This is a genomic window from Epibacterium ulvae (assembly GCF_018678075.1).
Taxonomy (GTDB): Bacteria; Pseudomonadota; Alphaproteobacteria; order Rhodobacterales; family Rhodobacteraceae; genus Epibacterium; species Epibacterium ulvae_A.
Window position 1 is genome coordinate 1 of the sequence record NZ_JAHHIR010000077.1, and the last position, 18,390, is coordinate 18,390.

An 18,390-nucleotide genomic window follows, 5' to 3' on the forward strand; every position below is an offset into this window, starting at 1 on the left:
AGGTGAAAAATCGAGGTGCCCTGTAGCGTTTGATGCATTCAAAGGTGGTTTTGCCATGCTGTTCCGCACAGCTTTTCCATGGTGGGGGAAGAGCCGATGACCGCGTTCTTGCAATCTCTTTTTGGCGAATTCTACGGCAAGATGATCTTTATCTTGCTGGAGGCGACACAGTACACAGATCTATCTGTCGCTGGTGGCGTTTATTGGCGACGGTCTGATTGGCCTGGTCATGACGGTGCTGAAGATTGTTCCAAACAAGGGCACACGCGCCTTTGCCACCGCCTATATCTGGCTGTTTCAATCAATCCCCTTGCTGATGCTCTTGTTCCTGATCGGGCTGGGCGTGCCGTCCTTCTTTCGCATCGGCGTCTCACCCTGGGTGGCGGCGGGCCTGTCGCTGACGCCGTTGACCAGCGCCTATATGTCCGAGGTCTGGCGCGGTGCATTGCAAAGCGTTTCCAACGGCCAACGGGAAGGCGCGCGCGCTTGGCATGAGCTGTCCGCAAATCCTGATGGATGTGATCGCCCCGCAGGCCTTGTGCATCGCCACACCGCCGACCGTTGGGTTCATGGTGCAGGTGATCAAGGGCACCTCGATGGCGTATACCATCGATTTCACCGACCTGGTGCGCTGGGGCAAGAAAATTGCCAACAGCCCGGTGCCCGGCACAGAACCTTTTGTCGTCATTCCCATCGTTGCGCTGGTTTATTTCGCGCTGTGTTTTCCGCTCTCTCGATGGTCGAAATCCCTAGAGCGCAAACGGGCACGCAACGCCACTCGATAGCTTTTAACCAAACGTCCAACAGAAAGGTAACCTCATGCTAAATAAGTTGAAAACCACTTTGATCGCCGGTGCCGTCAGCACGCTGGCATTGCTGCCCTTGGGTGGGGTGGCTGACCAGCTGACCGACATTCTGGAAAAAGGCACCATCACCATTGGTGTGCCAGAAAACTTCCCGCCGTTTGGCTCGGTGGGTGCCGATTTCGAGCACGAAGGCTATGACGTCGACATCGCCAAGCTGATCGCCGAAGATCTGGGTGTGGAACTGGAACTGAAGCCGATCACCTCCAAGCAGCGTATCCCGTTCCTGACGTCGGGTACTGTGGATCTGGTGGTCTCCTCGATGGGTGCAAACCCTGAGCGTGCCAAATCCGTCTGGTTCTCCTCTGCCTACGCCCCCTTCTTCTCCGGCGCATTTGCAGCACCTGGCGTGACCGGCGGCACCATCGAAGATCTGGAATTGTTCAAAGCCCTGCCTGAAGGCGCGGAGCTGATCCGTTTTGGTGACAACGCCGCCACCCTGTCGGCCTATCTTGCAGGTCAAGTTGACGTGCTGGTGACCGGCAACACCGTTGCGACCGGCCTTGTCGCGGAAAACCCGGACAAAGCGCTGGAAACCAAATTCATCGTGCGTCGGTCCCCGGCGTCTATCGGCGTGAAATCCGGTGAATCGAACATGCAGCAGTGGGTCAACGTATTTGTTCTGCACAAGAAACTGGGCGGCGTTCTGAATGAGCTGTCCGTAAAGTGGTTGGGCCAAGAGTTGCCCGATCTGCCCAGCCTCTAGGGTCAGGACCCATTGATTTCCGCTTAGGGTCGTGATTCACGATTCAAAAACCGAGTGGTGACCATGTCTGATCTATTTTGGCTGACGGATGCGCAGATGGCGCGTCTTGAACCCTTCTTCCTGAAATCACGCGTTCACTGCCCGGCAGGTCATTGCATAGCAATGTCCCGAGAGGGGATGATCGCCGTGTTTTGGGCGGGATTATTTTCATTAACTGCAATGGTTTACGATGGCGTGATGCGCCTGCGGCCTATGGCCCGCAAAAGACGCTCTACAATCGCTGGAAGCAGTGGAGCGACAAGGGCGTCTTCGCCCGGATAATGGTGGGTCTGGCTGCCGAGCACGGCGAACAGAAGACCGTCATGATCGACCCGACTTATCTCAAGGCCCACCGAACAGCGACCAGCATGGGCGTGAAGTAAGGAGGATTAGGCATTGGTCCAGTGAAACAATGCCCCGACGAAAGGGGGCGTGGACGCCTGACCGGAAACAGCGGAAGAAAACCATTAAATACGACAAGCGCCGATACAAACGGCGCAACCGGATCGAGATCATGTTCGGCAGGCTCAAGGATTGGCGCCGTGTGGCAACCCGCTACGGCCGCTGCCAGAAGGTCTTCCTGTCAGCCATCGCCCTCGCCGCAACCGTCATCTGTTGGCTATGAGGCCTGAACCTAAGCTGCGGTCACATTAAAATCTCCAGTGGCGCGTCAATGGATGCGCTAGTTTTTGTTTGCAAGATCTCACCAAGGTTTCAGCGGTTTATGGCCCGGTCGAGACGAGGAAATAGACCCATTCCCCTTTGAAGTCGGGATGTGTCGCACGCATGTCTGCGACACGGTTCGTCAGCCAGTCCAGATAGGGTGCGGCAGGTTCAATCAAGGGGCGGTTCCCGTCATACAGCGGGTGCGAGGCGGCAAAGGCCACCACGATTTCCCGCCCAAAGGGGGGTGCGATGAGCAGTTGCAGCCCGGTGGTCTGACCCGCACGGGCGCCGACGGAAAAGGGCTGTTTTTCGCGCAGCTCAATCAGCGGCGCGTGTTCGTTGGGACTGAGGTGCAGAACGTTTCCCGCCGCATCCAGATAATCCACATAGACATGCGCCGGGTAGTCCGGGCCGGTCAGGTCCAGAAACAGCAGATCGCCGGCGCGGAAATCAAAGGTCTTTACGTGCGCATCCGCCCCCAACAGGGCCGGGTTGGTGATCTGATCAGTGCTTTGCGGCAGGCCGACGCTTTGGATGGCTTGCAGCGCGCCACATTGGGGACGCGGCAGCAACGCCATCTTGTCAGAGACCGCGATATTGCTGCCCATCTGTTGTTGTAAAAGCGCCAGCACCGGAGCCTTGAGACCCGGATCGGGCAGGTGGCCGCGTACGTTGAGCGTTGTGGAGTCGGGGTCGAATTCTACTTGCAGCCGGGAACACGGCACCTGCGCCAGGATCTGAGCCACCCCGTCGCGCAACGGATCGGATTGGGCCGACAGGTCGCCGGGTTGAGTAAAGCTTTGGAAGGCGGCGAGGGATTGCGCGTCGATGTCCTGGCTTTCGCCTTGGAAGGCGAGTTCTGCCTTGATCGCCTGGCCGCTTGGGGTTTGCACAACCAAGGTTTGGGACGGCGGGGCGAGGGTTGTTGTTGTGTCACCAGCAATCGCCGCCAGTGGGATCTGCGCGCCCGTGTTGGTGAGCGCCGCAGCTTGCACCACCGGCGCGGTGGATGCGGCCAGGGTCGCCGTCACAGGGCGTTGCGCGGGGAGATCGGCGACCGGCAGGCGGGTCGCGGCCAGTTGGGCCGTGGGTGCGGTTACCGCGCTGGCCGAAATGCTTGGCAGGGCGGCTGGTTGGCTGGTCGCTACCGGAGATGCGCTGGCGGTGAGGGGCGTGCTGGGATCTGTGACCGCAGTCAGCGGTGTCGTGTGCGGCGCGAGGGCGGGCGCGGTTGAGAGCGGCACAGCGCCAGAGGTCAGCGACTGGCCCTGTGTGTCTTGTGCGGGCGTTGCGTCGCCGGATGTGTCACGGGCCTGAGCGCTGTCCTGGCGGACGGGTTCAGAGTGGACAGATAATTGGCTGGTCACCGTGGGTTGCGGCGCGATGGGGCGGGCGTTGAACTGCTGCCATGCCACCATGACCACCGCAGCATGAAACGCCAGCGAGCCGCCAAGTGCCAGCGCCCAGAGGCTTGTCCGGTGCCTCATCGCGCCGCCTGTTCGGTGTTTGGGGTGACCACCAGCACGACCTCAGCAAAGCCAAGCTCTTCGCCCAGGGTGATCAGCGGCAGCACGTGACGGGTGGCGGTCAGATGGTGGGCGTTGATGCGCAGGCGGAGGTTGGCGTCATTGGGTTTTAGCGTCTCACCCAGATCCGCAAGGGTGACCACGGCGCCTGCGTAGGCCAGCGCGCCGTCCTGGGCGACCGAAATGGTTGCGCCGCCGGTGGGCATGTCCTGCCCGCTGAGCGCGACCGGTGGGGAGACATCAAACGGCGCTGTGGCATCCATCCGCCCAATCAACATGAAGAACACCAGTAGGAAAAACACCACGTCGATCAGGGTGACAATGGTGTCGGATTGCACGGGGGGACGGGGGCGGCGCAGCTTCATGGACGCGCCTCAAGCCGTAGGATACGCAGGTCAGACAGGCCGGATTGTGCTGCCAGATCCATCAGCACGACGGTGGATTGCAACGGCGCTGCGCCCGAGGGCAGCAGGAGCAACCGGGTTTCCGGCGCGGTGCGCGCGGTTTGGGCCAGAAGTGCGCGCAGATCTTCGCGCGACAGGGATGTGCCGCGTGCCATAAAGCCACCGTCGGCGGAAATGCGGATCATCAGCGAGGCACGGTCGGTGCCTTGGGCGGCCCCCGACCCGCTGGCGGGCTGCACCACCGGGATCATATCGAGGTTCAGATAGGTCGAGGTCACCATGAAAAACACCAAGAGGATCATCATCACATCGATCATCGGAACGAGGGAGATCAGAGCCCTTGGGGATTGGCGACGGGTGAGTTTCATCGCGCTACCGGGTGCTTTCGATCAACATCAACTCGCTCACCGCGCCTTCGATGGTTTGGGCGGTGCGGTCGATGCGGGCGGCGAACAGACCGGCGGCAACTGCTGCAGGGATGGCCACCAACAGGCCCGCAGCGGTGGTCAACAGCGCTTGCCAGATGCCCCCCGCCAGGATCGAGGCATTGGCCGCGCCTTGGGCCAGTTCCAGATCCTGAAAGCTTTGGATCATGCCCAAGACGGTGCCCAACAGACCCAAAAGCGGAGAGACCATGGCGATCAGTTCCAACAGGCGGATCAGGGTGTTGAGCTTGCTGACTTCTTCATTGCCGCGCCGTTCCAGTTCACGTTCCAGCGGGCCCGCGGCCACGCCGCGCTCTAGCGAGGACATGGCGAAATGCAACACCCGGTCGGCGGGCACGCGGGAGGCGGCAATCCGGCGGCTGGCGGCGGTCCGGTCGCCCCCGGTCCACTCCTGCAACGCGGCAGAGCGGTTGGAGGCACCGGCGGCGGCGGGCCAGAGCTGGACGATCTTGGCGATGATAATGCCGATCGAGACCAGCGACATCAGCAACAAAAGCACAAGGATCGGGGCGCTGTTGCCCAATGTGTCAAACGGCAGGCCCATGGGTTACTGCACCAATTGGGCGGTTGCGCGGGACGACAGCGACAGGATCGAGAAGCAATCCATCGACTCCTCGTTCTGGGGGGTGCAGGCGGGAATATCGTGGAGCAGCATCTCGGAAATATCCGCGCAGGCGATGTCGGGGATTTCAAACAGCTTCAACGTGGTGCGTTGCACGGGCAGGGGGGCGGCATTGATCGACAAGAGCCGGTCGATCACGCCCTGTTGGTCCAAAATGGCCAGCGACATCTCAAACGCTTCAAAGGATTTGCCGGAGCCATTGCGAAACAGGAAGAAGGCCCGGCACCCGCCGCCGTCGATCTGTTCTGTTTTGTTGAGTTCGACGCCCAGGGGCCCCGCTTCCTGGGCCATGGTGGCACCGGGCAGGAGTGCCACCGTCAGAGCCATCGCAAATCCTCGGAATTGTTGAAACATCGTCTTCTCCAGCCAAATTTCTTTGATGCGTAATGTCAGGTGAGTTGGGTCAGCGCCGCTTCGACCCGGTCCATCACCGCGCTTGCCTTGTCGGGGTTCTTGTCTTTCAGAAGGCGCGCGGCCAGGTGGACGGCGCGATCCAGTTTGTCGCGTGCAGGCCCCCCAGAGGAGCGTGCGATATTGGAGCTGAGTTTGCGGGCGCGTTCGGCCCCGGATTGCAGGGCGCGCCCTTGTTGTTCCCGCTGGGCGCGGTCCATGGCGGCGCCTTCGTCTTCGCGATCCGCACCGATACGGGCGATGGCGCGTTCGATCACGGTCAGGGTGGTTTCGGCCGGTTGCAGGTCACCATTGTTGATCTGGGTGACGCATTTGGCCAGCGCGCGTTTGAGTTTCAGCTCCAACTTGCCGGGGGCCAGCGCGATGCGGGGTTCAATCCGTTTCAGACGGCGGATCAGCGGCTGCACGGCCTGGTCTTCTTGTCCGGTGGTATCCAGATCGTCGGTATCCTCGGCCTCGGCCGACTGGCCGCCACCTTCGGGTTTGAGACTGTCGAGCATATTGCCGCCGCTGTCGACAAAGACCACATTCACGCCCGGACGATTCTGTTTCAGGAAGCGTTTGAACAGTCCGAGCGTCGATTTTGCGTAATCTTCACAGATCATCTCGGCCACATCAGAGCGCGCGGTGTAGGTTCCCCACATCATGGGCGCGGTGCCGCCCGACTTTTTCATTAAAGGTCTAAGAGTTTCAGGCTTATTGCCGGGTTGGATCATCAGCAACGGATCCTTGCCAGCGTCCATACAGAACCCAAAACACATGCGTTTCTTGGCTCCTTCGCGTATCATAACGCGAATATCCGCCCCTTCGATCCTTGTCGCAGCCATATTTCGACACTCTCAGAAACTCGTGAAAAGAATTGACTTTAGGATGCCGATAAGGCTTCCTCTGGGTCAAGTTATTGTTTTGGGTTCTGTGGTTTGGACGTGCAGCGGGAGGGGATCTGCCGGTCACGTTTTTTGCCGTAATTGAACACGTTGTCGAGTTTTGGGGGGTCATTGCATGGATCCTGAGATCCTTTTGCAATCAAAAAGTGAAGCCGCGCCGAGCGGCGAAAATCTGGAATACGATCCCGTCTTTGCCGAAATGGAATTGGCGGCCAAACCCGGCGAAGAGTCGGTGATGGGTGACGAGCGGATTGAGGCGAGTGATCCCGACTATCGCGAGGTCCGCACCAAGGCGGTTGAGGTTCTGGAGCAGAGCCACGAATTGCGTGCGGCCGTGTTCCTGGCGGATGCCATGTTGAACATCGATGGGCCCGAAGGCTTTGCTAAAGTGACCACCTATGTGCGGGGCTGTCTGGAGCAATTCTGGGACAGCTGTCATCCCGAGCTGGATGAAGACGATGGCGATCCCACTATGCGGATCAACGCGGTGCAGGATCTGTGTGGTCAGCCCGATGGGATGGCGGGTCCATCGCCGGTCTACCGGTCGCTGCGGCGGGTGCCCTTGACCAACAGCCGTGGTTTTGGCCGCTTTTCCCTGCGCGACATTGAGGTGGCCGAAGGGCTGTCTGCCGCGCCGAGCGATATGGAGAACCCGCCGGATACGGCAACAGTTGGTGCGGCCTTTCAGGACAGTGACGCCGAGGAGCTGGCTGGTTGGCTGGCGGCGTGGGAACAGGCCGAGGCGGACGTGCGCGCGATTTCGGCCGTGTTTGATGACAAGACACCGGGGCAGGGCCCCGAGCTGGATCCGCTGATCAAATTGCTGCGCACGCTGTCTGCCAAGATGCGCGATCTGGGCGGGATGAGCGGTGCCGGTGATGCAGATGATGCGCCCGTTGCGGCGGATGATGCCCTAGCGACAGGCGGCGCTGTTGCTGCAGCCCCTGCGACGGCTGGCGTGCCCGGTGCGATCAATACCCCTGCGGATGTGTCCAACGCGTTGGACCGCATTATTGCCTATTATGACCGGGTTGAACCGTCCAGCCCGCTGCCGATCATGTTGCATCGTGCCAAACGATTGGTGGGCGCAGACTTTATGACGATCATGAAAGACATGGCGCCCGAGGGTGTCGACAATGTCAATCTGATCGGCGGTATCGAAGACGACGATTGACCCAATTGGGAACAGGGCGATGGGCACGAACCCTTCGCCTCTATCAGGTGACGAGTTAAGGAGAGCTAGATGGCCGACAGTTCACAGAAGTTCATTGCCCGTAACAGGGCGCCACGGGTCCAGATTGAATATGATGTGGAGCTTTATGGCGCCGAGAAGAAGGTCCAACTGCCCTTTGTCATGGGGGTGATGAGCGATCTGGTCGGCAAATCCGAAGTCGAACAGCCTGCTGTTGCGGACCGGAAGTTCCTGGAAATCGATGTAGACAACTTTGATGACCGGATGAAATCGATGGCGCCGCGCGCGGCTTTTGCCGTGCCCAACACCTTGACGGGTGAAGGCAATATGGCGGTCGACATCACCTTTGAAAGCATGGATGATTTCAAACCTGCCGCTATCGCCGCCAAGGTCGAGCCGCTGCGCGAGTTGTTGGAAGCCCGCACCCAGCTGTCGAACCTGATGACCTATATGGATGGTAAGACCGGTGCCGAGGATTTGATCTCAAAGATCATTCAGGATCCGAGCCTTTTGAAAACCCTTGCCGCGCAGTCCAAACCGGGCAGCGATGAGAGCGAAGAATAAGAAAGGAGCGGATGATGGCTGAACAAGATCTCCAACAGGAAGCGGCCGCTGGCGAAGCGGCATTTGGTTCCAGCGAATTTGCAAACCTTCTGCAAAAGGAATTCCGCCCCAAGTCGGATCAGGCAAAAACGGCTGTTGAAAGCGCCGTCAAAACCCTTGCCGAACAGGCGCTGGCAAACACCGGGCTGATTTCGGACGACGCGCTGCGCTCGATCGAGAGCATTGTCGCCGAGATTGACAAGAAGCTGACGGAACAAGTGAACCAGATCCTCCACAATGAGGAATTCCAGCAGCTCGAAAGCGCATGGCGCGGGTTGCACTACCTGGTGAACAACACCGAAACCGACGAGATGCTCAAGATCCGGGTGATGCCGATCACCAAGAAAGAGCTGGGTAAAACGCTCAAGAAGTTCAAAGGCACCGCCTGGGACCAGTCCCCGATCTTCAAGAAGCTTTATACCGAAGAATTCAGCCAATTGGGTGGTGAGCCCTATGGCTCGCTGGTGGCGGACTTCCATTTTGACCATTCCCCGCCAGACATCGAACTGCTGGGTGAGATGTCCAAGATCGCAGCCGCAACCCATGCGCCGCTGATAACGGGTGCGAAACCAACCCTGTTCCAGATGGACAGCTGGGCGGAATTGTCGAACCCGCGCGATCTGACCAAGATCTTCCAGACCCCGGAATACGCCGCTTGGCGCTCCTTGCGGGACAGCGAAGATGCGAAATACGTCGGCCTTGCGATGCCGCGTTTCCTCGGACGTCTGCCTTATGGCTCCAAAACCGACCCGGTTGAGGAATTCGCCTTTGAGGAAGACACCGCAGGTGCGGGCAGCGAGAAATATGGCTGGGTCAATGCGGCCTATGGCATGGCGGTGAACATCACCCGTTCGTTCAAAATGTACGGCTGGTGCTCGCGGATCCGCGGTGTTGAAAGCGGCGGTACGCTGGAGGATCTGCCATCGCATACCTTCCCGACCACCGATGGTGGCGTGGACCAGAAATGCCCGACCGAGATCGCGATTGACGACCGTCGCGAAGCGGAACTGGCGAAAAACGGTATGATGCCGCTGATCCACCGCAAGAACACCGATGTGGCAACATTCATGGGCGCGCAGTCTTTGCACAAGCCTGCCGAATATGACGATCCGGATGCAACCGCCAACGCAAACCTGGGCGCCCGTCTGCCCTATCTGTTCGCGACCTGCCGGTTTGCCCATTACCTGAAATGTATGGTGCGCGACAAAGTCGGCTCCTTCAAGAGCCGTCAGGATATGGAAAACTGGCTGCAGGAATGGATCAACAACTACGTGGATTTCAACGCTGACATTTCGTCAGAGTCTGAAAAGGCGCGCAAACCACTGGCTGCGGCAGAAGTGGTTGTGGAAGAGGTCGAAGGCAACCCGGGCTACTACAGCTCCAAGTTCTTCCTGCGTCCCCATTACCAGCTGGAGGGACTGTCGATTTCGCTCCGCCTGGTATCCAAATTGCCTTCAGAAAAGGGAGGTTAACATTTCACAAATCACCCTTGGTTCTCAACGCACGTAAACGGTTACTGATTTTTGAAAGGACAGCACAATGGCTGCGAATATGTTTATCGAGATCTCCGACATCGAAGGGGATTCGATGGAGCAAAAACACGAAAAGTGGATTGTTATTGAATCGGCGAGCTGGAACGTTGAACGCTCCGTCGAGATGAGCGATCTGGGGTCTACCCAGCGTATGCACGCCAACTCCAACTTTGGTAAGGTTGAGCTGACGTCGCAGATGGGCAAAGCCTCCAACGAGATCGCCAAATCGGTGGCCAACGGCACAATTCGTCCTGAAATCACCATGCACTGGTGCCGCTCGGGTGACGCACAGGCCGATGGTCTGCTGGAATATTCCGTTTGGAAGTTCAAGGAAGTGGTGATCGACAGCTATTCCCTGTCCTCCAGCGCGGATGGCATCCCGGAAGAGACCTGGTCGCTGGCCTATGCCGCGATTGAGCACACGTATAAGTCCACCAACCAAAAGACCGGTAAGCTGGAAAGCCCAGTGGTCTTTAAGTGGAACGTACAAAAAGGCAAGTTCGAGTACTGATCCGGACTATTTCATGCCCCGCATCGATTGCGGGGCATGGCCCAAGTAACCAGTATCCCCGGAGCCGTGCCATGACCGCCGAAGACTATCTCAAAGCGGGCGATCCCGTAAAAGCGCTGGCTGCGTTGCAAGACAGTGTGCGCAAGGATCCGTCCAATCCAAAGCTGCGGATCTTTCTGTTTCAGCTGCTGTGTGTCCTGGGAGATTGGAAACGGGCGATTGCCCAGTTGAAATTAAGCGCGGAACTGGACGAAAGCGCCACCATGATGGCGCAGACCTACCGCGAAGCGATTATCTGCGAAGTTTACCGTGACAAAGTGTTTGCCGGTGAAAAGGACCCTTTGATCCTGGGCGAGCCCGAGCCGTGGCTGGCGCATCTGATCGAGGCGCAGAAACATCTGGGCGCCGGTCGCGTCGAAGAGGCGGCGACATTGCGCGCCAAAGCGTTCGACCAAGCCCCCAGCAGCAGCGGGGCGCTGAATGGTGTGTCCTTTCAATGGGTTGCCGACGCCGATGTGCGGCTTGGCCCGGTGTTGGAAGTGCTGATCAATGGGAAATATTACTGGCTGCCGTTCGCCCAGATCCAAAGCCTTGAGATCGAAGAGCCAAGCGATCTGCGCGACACCGTTTGGATGGCGGGTGTCTTGACGCTGGTCAATGGCGGTGAGCTGGCGGCCTTGATCCCGACGCGGTATCCGGGCTCTGCCCAGGGCGACGCGGCGACCAAAATGGCCCGCGCCACCCAGTGGCAGGATTTGGGCCATGACACATTTGTCGGGCTGGGCCAGCGGTTGTTGGCGACCGATCAAAGCGATGTGGCCCTGATGGATGTGCGGTCGCTGGTGATGGCGGGAGATGCCGACACAGATGGTTGACAAGTCTCTTGCGGAACGGCTGCAACCCTCCCTTTTGGATCGGTTGACCGACAACGATCCCGGAAATCGAAAAGAAGCGCGCGACAGTCGGGTGATCGACCTGCACCGGTTGCGGATGATCATCCAACGGGATCTGTCGTGGCTCTTGAACACGCAAAACGCCGAATGCCATTTTGATGCGGAACGGTTTCCCCGTGCGGCGGCCTCGGTTTTGAATTTCGGCCTGTCGGAGGTTTCGGGAAAATACACCGGCAGCGAACGCGCCGAGGCGATCCGCCTGTCGATTGAAAACGCGATTTCCCAGTTTGAGCCGCGCATTATCGAAGGTTCGGTCGACGTGCAGCTGAGCGAGGGGACCGATGCGGCTGATATGACCGTCGGTCTGGATATTCGCGCCGATATGTGGGCGCAACCGATGCCGTTGGAGCTGTATTTGCGCAGCAAGGTCGACCTGACAACCGGCGAAGTCGACGTGGATCGGGGGGGCTGATCCTTGGACACGCGACTGCTGGAGCATTACGAATCTGAACTGACCTTCCTGCGCGATATGGGGGCGGAGTTTGCCTCTGCCTATCCCAAAATCGCCGCCCGTCTGGGCATGGAAGGGGTCGAGGTTCTGGACCCCTATGTGGAGCGCCTGTTGGAGGGCGTGGCCTTTTTGTCGGCGCGAGTGCAGCTCGAATTGGAGCTGCAATATCCCAATTTCACCTCTAACCTGCTTGAGATCATCTACCCGCATTATCTGGCGCCAACACCGTCGATGATGATTGCGGCCTTTGAACCGGACAAGGCGAATTCGGCTGTAAAATCAGGGTTTAAACTGCCTCGTGGCTCTGTGCTGCGCTCGCGTCTGACCGACGGGGCGCAGACCGCCTGCGAGTTTCGCACCGCTGCAGACACCGTGATGTGGCCGATCGAGATCACTGAGGCGCAATATATCAGTGGTCGCGGTGATCTGGTGGCAGCCGGAGTGGCCGCCAATGTTGATGCGCGCGCCGGTATTCGCCTGCGTCTGAAACGCAGTGACGGGGAGCCGATCCGCGATCTGGACATGGATCGTTTGACGCTGTTTTTGTCCAGCGGGGCGGGCAACAGCTGGCCGTTGCTGGAACTTCTGTGCACTCAGGTGCAGGGGATCACCGCCAAATCCACCAACCGGCGGTCTGATTGGACCCACCGGGTGAGCGAGGGCAAAGTTGTCCAACGAGGCTTCAGCCCGGAAGAGGCGCTGTTGCCGCTGCCGCGCCGGGTGTTTGATGGCTACCGTTTGCTGCAAGAGTTCTTTGCCATGCCCGAACGCTTCCGTTTTGTGGAGCTTCAGGGGCTGCGGGAGGCTTTGACGCGTGCAGAAGGCGCCGAGGTCGATATCTACATTCTGCTGCGCGACGGGATGAACGCGGTGGCTCCTTTGGTTGTGCCCGAGACCTTTATGTTGAATGCCGTGCCTGCGGTGAACCTGTTTGAAAAACGCTGTGACCGGGTGCGCGTCACCCCGACCGAGACCGAACACCACGTGGTGCCAAACCGCACGGCGGGGCTGGATTTCGAGCTCTATGCGTTGAAATCGGTCACCGGGATCAGCGCGGCCGGTGCGGATGACGTGGAGTTCCGCCCGTTCTATTCCGCCGATGATTTCACCGCCGCTGGTGAAACCCACCCAGCCTATTACGCGATCAAACGCCGGATGCGGCAACGGTCCGAAAAAGAACGTCTGCGCGGGGTGCGCAGTTCCTATCTGGGTTCTGAGGTCTACCTGTCGTTGGTGGATCGCGCGCAGGCGCCCTATAGTGCGAAGCTGGAGCAATTGGCGGTCACGGCGCTGTGTACCAACCGCGATTTGCCGATGTTGCTGGCCACGGGTGATGCGGATGTGTTCCATCTGCCCGAAGGGGGTCCGATCAAGAAAATCACCTTGCCGGTGTCTCCCACGCGTCCACATCCGACGCTGGCCCAAGGCGACACCGCGTGGCGGCTGATCTCACATCTCAGCCTCAACTACGCGTCGATTGCGCAGACGGACCGTGGCCAATCCGCCGAAGCCTTGCGGGAGTTGATTGGTCTGTATGCGCCGCTTGGCAATCGGGTGACCGAGAAACAGCTGGAAGGGATCCTCTCTGTCAGCTCGCGGCCCATCGTGCGCCGGATGAGTGACCAGATCCTGTCGACAGCCGTGCGCGGGATCGAGATTACGCTGGGGTTCGATGAGAGTTTCTTTGAGGGATCAAATATTTATGCCCTGGGGGCCGTGCTGGAACGGTTCTTCCGCGGCTATGCCACGATCAACAGTTTTACTGAAACAGTCCTAAAAACCGAAAAACGGGGGGAGATTGCCCGATGGCGTCCGACGGTGGGCCTCGGCCGGATGATCTAGGCCTTTACGGCCGTCTGGCGGCTGATCCAAAGGCACATCATATCTTTCAGGCGTTGCGCATTCTTGAAGCGCATAACGCCGACGCGCCGCGTTTGGGCGAAAGCCGCCGTCCCCGCCAGGATGCGGTGCGTTTGGGGCAGGAGGCCGAGCTGGCCTTTCCGCCGACGACCATTGCCGATTTCAAACCGGGAGGTGGCGGGGCACCGGCTCAGTTGACGAACCGTTTCTTTGGCCTGTTTGGGCCCCAGGGGCCGCTGCCGCTGCACCTGACCGGGTATGCGCGTGATCGCAAACGTAACCACCGCGACGGGGCCATGGTGGCGTTCGCCGATATGTTGACGCATCGGTTGATGGGTCTGTTGTACCGGGCCTGGTCGCAAGGGGCGCTCGCCAATAGTTTTGACCGTGATGATGACCAGATGGCGCGCCGCATCGCCTCGGCCTGCGGATATAACGCCGATGCGCTGTCGGACCGTGATGATATGCCGGATCTGGCGCGGTTGCATTTTTCGGGGCTGTTGTCCCAGGGCGCGCGCAATCCGGAAGGGTTGGAGACCATCCTGGAAGAATTCCTGGGCGTGCCGGTCACGCTTGAGGAATTTGTCGGCAGCTGGCTGCATCTGGAACCGGATGATCTGTGGCAATTGGGGCGCGGCACGTTGGGCCAGACCACAAATGTGGGTCAAAAGGTCTGGAGCCGCAGTTCTAAATTCCGCTTGCGGATCGGACCCTTGTCGCTGGCCGATTACGAACGTCTGCTGCCCGGTGGTGACTCGATGGGCCGGCTGCGCGCCATTGTGCGCACTTATATCGGGGATCAGCTGGATTGGGACGTGAACCTTATCTTGGCGGGCGATGCTGTCCCGCGCAGCCAATTGGGTGGCAGCACCCGGTTGGGACACACCAGCTGGATCCGATCGCGTCCCGATCCGGACGTCGACCAGCCGGATGTAGATGATTTGTATTTGTACCCTGGCACAGCTCAGTGAGGAGTAACGAGTTATGACCGAAATTAGCCGCGTCGCGCTTTTTGGTAAGTTGAACAAACTGGGCTATCAGGCCGTCGAAAGCGCGACGGTCTTCTGCAAAATGCGCGGAAACCCCTATGTGGAACTGGTGCATTGGATGCATCAATTGTTGGCCGGACAGGACAGCGACCTGCACCGGATTATCGCCCATTACGATCTGGACACCGGCAAGATCGCGGCTGAGATGACCCGCAATCTGGATGGGTTGCCGCGCGGGGCCTCGACGATCTCGGATCTGTCGGACCATTTGATGGACGCGATGGAGCGCGGCTGGGTCTGGGGCTCGCTGCTGTATTCCGCCAATCAGGTGCGCTCGGGGCATTTGCTGTTGGGAATTTTGAAGACCCCGGCCTTGCGCAATATTCTCACCTCGATCTCGCCAGAGCTGTCGAAAATCGGCGCCGATGATCTGGCGGATAACTTCCATGACGCCACCGATGGCTCTCCCGAAGAAGGGTTGGCGCCACAAGATGGTTCAAACGTTGGGGGTGGGGCTGAGCCGGGCGAAGCCTCGGGCGCAATGGCGCCGGGTGCCATGGGCAAGGGTGAGGCGTTGGAGCAGTTCTGCACCGACCTGACCGCACAGGCCAAAAACGGTGAGATTGATCCCATTGTGGGCCGTGATGAAGAGATCCGCCAGATTGTCGATGTGCTGATGCGTCGCCGTCAAAACAACCCGATCCTGACCGGTGAGGCGGGCGTGGGCAAGACGGCTGTAGTCGAAGGCTTTGCCCTGCGGATCGCACGCGGTGACGTGCCGCCTGCACTGCAGGATGTGCGCCTGATGGTGCTGGACGTGGGTCTATTGCAGGCGGGTGCCAGCATGAAAGGTGAGTTTGAAAACCGCCTGCGTCAGGTGATCGATGAGGTTCAGGCAAGCCCAGTTCCCATCGTGATGTTTGTCGATGAGACCCACACGCTGGTCGGTGCTGGCGGTGCGGCTGGGACCGGGGACGCTGCGAACCTGCTGAAACCTGCATTGGCGCGCGGCACCCTACGGACAATTGGCGCAACCACCTGGGCGGAATATAAGAAATATATCGAAAAAGACCCGGCGCTGACGCGTCGTTTCCAGGTCGTAAAAGTGGATGAGCCGGGTATCCCCAAGGCCGTTCTGATGATGCGTGGCATTGCCACCATGCTCGAAGGTCACCACCGGGTTCAGGTGCTGGACGAAGGGATCGAGGCGGCAGTGACCCTGTCCGCGCGTTACATTCCGGCGCGGCAATTGCCCGATAAATCCGTGAGCCTCTTGGACACGGCGTGCGCCCGCGTGGCTGTCAGCCAACATGCGGTCCCGGCCGAAGTTGACGACAGCCAGCGCCGCATTGAGGCGCTGACCACCGAGCTGGAGATCATCGGCCGTGATGAGACCGCCGGCTATGAGGTCGCGGACCGACGCGCGACTGCGACCGCCTCCAAGGAAGCGGAAGAGGTGCGACTGGCCGATCTGACCGCGCAATGGAACAAGGAAAAGGCCTGCGTGGATGCGATCCTTGACCTGCGTGCCACATTGCGTGACGGGGCCGCGCCCTTGGATGCACCGGTTGACGAAAACGCACCAGCGGCGGAGGGCGCCACCGAGAGCCACTTGTCAAACGAAGACCGCGCCAAGTTGATGCAAGAGCTCAAAGACAAAAACGCCGAGCTGGAAACCCTGCAAGGCGACCGCCCGCTGATCCTGCCGATTGTGGATCATCAGGCGGTGGCTTCGGTTGTGGGCGATTGGACCGGCATCCCCGTGGGGCGCATGGTCAAGGATGAAATTGAGACCATCTTGAGCCTGGAAACCCATCTGGCCAAACGGGTGATCGGACAGGATCATGCGATGCAGATGATCTCTAAACGCATCCAGACCAGCCGCGCCGGGCTTGATAATCCCAATAAACCCATCGGTGTCTTCATGCTCGCGGGCACTTCGGGCGTCGGGAAAACCGAAACTGCGCTGGCCCTCGCGGAGGTGCTTTATGGCGGTGAGCAAAACATCATCACCATAAACATGTCCGAATACCAAGAGGCGCATACGGTCAGCTCGCTCAAAGGCGCCCCTCCCGGTTATGTCGGCTACGGCGAAGGCGGCGTTCTGACCGAAGCGGTGCGGCGCAAACCCTATTCCGTGGTCCTATTGGATGAGGTCGAAAAGGCCCACCCGGACGTGCATGAGATCTTCTTTCAGGTGTTTGATAAAGGCATCATGGAAGACGGTGAGGGGCGGGTGATTGATTTCAAAAACACCCTGATCCTGCTGACCTCGAATGCCGGGTCCGAGATGATCATGGATCTGTGCAGTGACCCCGATCTGATGCCGGAACCCGATGGCATTGCCAAGGCGCTGCGCGATCCGTTGCTGAAAATCTTTCCGCCGGCGCTGTTGGGGCGTCTGGTCACCATCCCCTATTACCCGCTCAGCCCTGATATGCTGTCAGAGATCACCAAACTGCAGCTCGGTCGGATCCAGAAACGAGTGGAAGAAGCGCACAGCGTGCCCTTTGTCTATACCGACGCGGTGGTCGAAGAGATCGTCAACCGCTGTCAGGAGCTCGACAGTGGCGGCCGCATGATCGATGCGATTGTAACCAATACCATGCTGCCCGAAGTCTCAAACGAGTTCCTGCGCCGCCTGATCGAAGGCAAGGACGCCGAGAAAGTCGCAATTGACGTCGCCGACGGCGAATTCACCTACAGCTTTGATTAAGACACGGGACGCGTTCCGACGTGCGAGGAGACTATAAAATGGCCGAAGTCACGAGAACCTTCGAACTGATTACAGTGCAAGCCAAGAACCTGGATCTGCCGGATGGGAAAATCACCCTGAAAGTGTCCGGCAAAGAGGTCGATACCTCGCTGTTGGCCCGGATCATGGAGCCGGTTTACGCCTATCTTAACGACTACCGCAAAATCGCCATCAACCCGGCGATCCAGAAATACGACAAAGAATTCGAAGGGATGAGCGACAAGTCCGAGGTCGAAAAGAAGGCCAAACTGGTCAACGCCGAGCTGAAAAAACTGGTCGGCAACCTGGAAAAAGAAGCCCAGAACCGGATCAAAGCGTCTTGGGAAAAGATCAAGAAAGAGAACAAGGCCTATACCAAGTGGAAGCTGAAGATCGCGGCCAATATCACCTGGGGTGTGGTCAAAATCGGCAAGTCCATCGCCGCGCTTGTGGCCAGTTCCGGCGCGAAACTGGATGAATATTACAAGGTCGCCAAATCGGTCTATGGCATCGCCAAAGAGGTCAAAAAGGCCATCGCCACTGAAAGCAAGGTGCGCGAAGACCTGATGAAAGCTTTGGAGAAGATGGCCAAGGCGACCAAGGACGGCAAGGTTGGCAAAAGCCACATCACCGCCGTTGAAGACACGGTGAAGCAATATAAGGTCAAGCTGACCGCCGCGCGGCAAAAGGCGTCGTCGATGGCGAAACCTTTGGAAAGACTGCTGCAATTGCAAGACGATGGCGTGGCCGTCACCAAAAAGCAGGAAGCGACGATCAATTCGATGATTTCGCAGATCATTGAATTCAACACGACCGAACAGAACGGCCGCAAGTTCGCCGATATCGCGTTGAAGAAAACCAAGGAAGCGCAAGGGACTTTGGATCTGAAAACGATCAAAGCCCATGCGGAAAAGGTCAAGAAAGCCATCGATATCGCGCTGAAAGTTTTCGAAGTCGCGTCGGATATTCTGTGATCAGCTAAGGGCTGACGGGGA

The 18,390-nt window shown here is 59.0% G+C and carries 18 protein-coding genes and 2 pseudogenes; 14 read left to right on the forward strand and 6 right to left on the reverse strand.

Annotation, left to right across the window (positions count from 1 at the left end; all coding sequences use genetic code 11):
* Window positions 1-184: 184 nt before the first annotated feature.
* The 4 genes and pseudogenes from KMP13_RS20980 to KMP13_RS16600 form a co-directional block, all read left to right on the forward strand.
* A pseudogene (locus tag KMP13_RS20980) lies at window positions 185-430 on the forward strand (ABC transporter permease subunit); the annotation flags it as partial.
* 61 nt (window positions 431-491) lie between these two features.
* The gene (locus KMP13_RS20640; protein ID WP_251363911.1) at window positions 492-785 is read left to right on the forward strand and encodes a hypothetical protein; all 294 of its coding nucleotides are present in this window, start codon (window positions 492-494) and stop codon (window positions 783-785) included.
* Window positions 786-819: 34 nt separating this feature from the next.
* Complete coding sequence (locus KMP13_RS16595) at window positions 820-1,569, forward strand: transporter substrate-binding domain-containing protein (RefSeq protein WP_215267097.1); 750 nt, start codon at window positions 820-822, stop codon at window positions 1,567-1,569.
* A 63-nt stretch (window positions 1,570-1,632) separates the two neighbouring features.
* Window positions 1,633-2,233 (forward strand): annotated as a pseudogene (locus KMP13_RS16600) (transposase).
* 97 nt (window positions 2,234-2,330) lie between these two features.
* Here the strand turns inward: KMP13_RS16600 and KMP13_RS16605 are convergent.
* Genes KMP13_RS16605 through KMP13_RS16630 form a run of 6 tightly spaced genes read right to left on the reverse strand, consistent with a single transcriptional unit; the run spans window position 2,331 to window position 6,510 of the window.
* A complete protein-coding gene (locus KMP13_RS16605) occupies window positions 2,331-3,761 on the reverse strand; it encodes a DUF4384 domain-containing protein (protein WP_215267098.1) in 1,431 nt (476 codons plus the stop codon).
* Entirely contained in the window at window positions 3,758-4,165 is a 408-nt protein-coding gene (locus KMP13_RS16610) for an ExbD/TolR family protein (protein ID WP_215267099.1), read from the reverse strand. Before KMP13_RS16610 ends, KMP13_RS16605 begins: the two co-directional genes overlap by 4 nt.
* The gene (locus tag KMP13_RS16615) at window positions 4,162-4,572 is read right to left on the reverse strand and encodes an ExbD/TolR family protein (protein ID WP_215267100.1); all 411 of its coding nucleotides are present in this window, start codon (window positions 4,570-4,572) and stop codon (window positions 4,162-4,164) included. The genes KMP13_RS16610 and KMP13_RS16615 overlap by 4 nt, the downstream gene beginning before the upstream one ends.
* Before the next feature lie 4 nt (window positions 4,573-4,576).
* Complete coding sequence (locus tag KMP13_RS16620; protein ID WP_215267101.1) at window positions 4,577-5,194, reverse strand: MotA/TolQ/ExbB proton channel family protein; 618 nt, start codon at window positions 5,192-5,194, stop codon at window positions 4,577-4,579.
* Window positions 5,195-5,197: 3 nt separating this feature from the next.
* Window positions 5,198-5,626, reverse strand: a complete 429-nt coding sequence (locus KMP13_RS16625; RefSeq protein ID WP_435370369.1) for a hypothetical protein — start codon at window positions 5,624-5,626, stop codon at window positions 5,198-5,200.
* 35 nt (window positions 5,627-5,661) lie between these two features.
* Window positions 5,662-6,510 carry a hypothetical protein gene (locus tag KMP13_RS16630; RefSeq protein ID WP_215267102.1) on the reverse strand — a complete coding sequence of 283 codons (849 nt, stop codon included), beginning with the start codon at window positions 6,508-6,510 and terminating at the stop codon, window positions 5,662-5,664.
* Between the two features lie 175 nt (window positions 6,511-6,685).
* Between KMP13_RS16630 and tssA the strand changes: the two genes are divergently transcribed.
* From tssA to KMP13_RS16680, 10 genes are all read left to right on the forward strand, one after another.
* Complete coding sequence (gene tssA, locus KMP13_RS16635; RefSeq protein WP_215267103.1) at window positions 6,686-7,744, forward strand: type VI secretion system protein TssA; 1,059 nt, start codon at window positions 6,686-6,688, stop codon at window positions 7,742-7,744.
* A 69-nt stretch (window positions 7,745-7,813) separates the two neighbouring features.
* Window positions 7,814-8,326 carry a type VI secretion system contractile sheath small subunit gene (tssB, locus tag KMP13_RS16640; protein WP_215267104.1) on the forward strand — a complete coding sequence of 171 codons (513 nt, stop codon included), beginning with the start codon at window positions 7,814-7,816 and terminating at the stop codon, window positions 8,324-8,326.
* Window positions 8,327-8,340: 14 nt separating this feature from the next.
* Window positions 8,341-9,837 (forward strand): type VI secretion system contractile sheath large subunit, encoded by a 1,497-nt coding sequence (tssC, locus tag KMP13_RS16645; protein WP_215267105.1) that lies wholly within the window; start codon window positions 8,341-8,343, stop codon window positions 9,835-9,837.
* A gap of 67 nt (window positions 9,838-9,904) precedes the next feature.
* Complete coding sequence (locus KMP13_RS16650; RefSeq protein ID WP_215267106.1) at window positions 9,905-10,408, forward strand: Hcp family type VI secretion system effector; 504 nt, start codon at window positions 9,905-9,907, stop codon at window positions 10,406-10,408.
* A gap of 71 nt (window positions 10,409-10,479) precedes the next feature.
* Complete coding sequence (locus tag KMP13_RS16655) at window positions 10,480-11,283, forward strand: type VI secretion system accessory protein TagJ (RefSeq protein ID WP_215267107.1); 804 nt, start codon at window positions 10,480-10,482, stop codon at window positions 11,281-11,283.
* The gene (gene tssE, locus KMP13_RS16660) at window positions 11,276-11,773 is read left to right on the forward strand and encodes a type VI secretion system baseplate subunit TssE (RefSeq protein ID WP_215267108.1); all 498 of its coding nucleotides are present in this window, start codon (window positions 11,276-11,278) and stop codon (window positions 11,771-11,773) included. The genes KMP13_RS16655 and tssE overlap by 8 nt, the downstream gene beginning before the upstream one ends.
* A gap of 3 nt (window positions 11,774-11,776) precedes the next feature.
* Entirely contained in the window at window positions 11,777-13,654 is a 1,878-nt protein-coding gene (tssF, locus tag KMP13_RS16665) for a type VI secretion system baseplate subunit TssF (RefSeq protein WP_215267109.1), read from the forward strand.
* A complete protein-coding gene (tssG, locus tag KMP13_RS16670; protein ID WP_215267110.1) occupies window positions 13,618-14,643 on the forward strand; it encodes a type VI secretion system baseplate subunit TssG in 1,026 nt (341 codons plus the stop codon). The genes tssF and tssG overlap by 37 nt, the downstream gene beginning before the upstream one ends.
* Window positions 14,644-14,656: 13 nt before the next feature.
* The gene (tssH, locus tag KMP13_RS16675; protein ID WP_215267111.1) at window positions 14,657-17,377 is read left to right on the forward strand and encodes a type VI secretion system ATPase TssH; all 2,721 of its coding nucleotides are present in this window, start codon (window positions 14,657-14,659) and stop codon (window positions 17,375-17,377) included.
* 38 nt (window positions 17,378-17,415) lie between these two features.
* Complete coding sequence (locus KMP13_RS16680; protein ID WP_215267112.1) at window positions 17,416-18,369, forward strand: hypothetical protein; 954 nt, start codon at window positions 17,416-17,418, stop codon at window positions 18,367-18,369.
* Window positions 18,370-18,390 lie beyond the last annotated feature (21 nt).

Excerpts from the sequence above, each read along its gene's own strand:
- KMP13_RS20640 (WP_251363911.1), top strand. The coding sequence starts at position 492 with ATGAGCTGTCCGCAAATCCTGATGGATGTGATCGCCCCGCAGGCCTTG.
- KMP13_RS16595 (WP_215267097.1), top strand. The coding sequence starts at position 820 with ATGCTAAATAAGTTGAAAACCACTTTGATCGCCGGTGCCGTCAGCACG.
- KMP13_RS16605 (WP_215267098.1), bottom strand. The coding sequence starts at position 3,761 with ATGAGGCACCGGACAAGCCTCTGGGCGCTGGCACTTGGCGGCTCGCTG.
- KMP13_RS16610 (WP_215267099.1), bottom strand. The coding sequence starts at position 4,165 with ATGAAGCTGCGCCGCCCCCGTCCCCCCGTGCAATCCGACACCATTGTC.
- KMP13_RS16615 (WP_215267100.1), bottom strand. The coding sequence starts at position 4,572 with ATGAAACTCACCCGTCGCCAATCCCCAAGGGCTCTGATCTCCCTCGTT.
- KMP13_RS16620 (WP_215267101.1), bottom strand. The coding sequence starts at position 5,194 with ATGGGCCTGCCGTTTGACACATTGGGCAACAGCGCCCCGATCCTTGTG.
- KMP13_RS16625 (WP_435370369.1), bottom strand. The coding sequence starts at position 5,626 with ATGTTTCAACAATTCCGAGGATTTGCGATGGCTCTGACGGTGGCACTC.
- KMP13_RS16630 (WP_215267102.1), bottom strand. The coding sequence starts at position 6,510 with ATGGCTGCGACAAGGATCGAAGGGGCGGATATTCGCGTTATGATACGC.
- tssA (WP_215267103.1), top strand. The coding sequence starts at position 6,686 with ATGGATCCTGAGATCCTTTTGCAATCAAAAAGTGAAGCCGCGCCGAGC.
- tssB (WP_215267104.1), top strand. The coding sequence starts at position 7,814 with ATGGCCGACAGTTCACAGAAGTTCATTGCCCGTAACAGGGCGCCACGG.
- tssC (WP_215267105.1), top strand. The coding sequence starts at position 8,341 with ATGGCTGAACAAGATCTCCAACAGGAAGCGGCCGCTGGCGAAGCGGCA.
- KMP13_RS16650 (WP_215267106.1), top strand. The coding sequence starts at position 9,905 with ATGGCTGCGAATATGTTTATCGAGATCTCCGACATCGAAGGGGATTCG.
- KMP13_RS16655 (WP_215267107.1), top strand. The coding sequence starts at position 10,480 with ATGACCGCCGAAGACTATCTCAAAGCGGGCGATCCCGTAAAAGCGCTG.
- tssE (WP_215267108.1), top strand. The coding sequence starts at position 11,276 with ATGGTTGACAAGTCTCTTGCGGAACGGCTGCAACCCTCCCTTTTGGAT.
- tssG (WP_215267110.1), top strand. The coding sequence starts at position 13,618 with ATGGCGTCCGACGGTGGGCCTCGGCCGGATGATCTAGGCCTTTACGGC.
- tssH (WP_215267111.1), top strand. The coding sequence starts at position 14,657 with ATGACCGAAATTAGCCGCGTCGCGCTTTTTGGTAAGTTGAACAAACTG.
- KMP13_RS16680 (WP_215267112.1), top strand. The coding sequence starts at position 17,416 with ATGGCCGAAGTCACGAGAACCTTCGAACTGATTACAGTGCAAGCCAAG.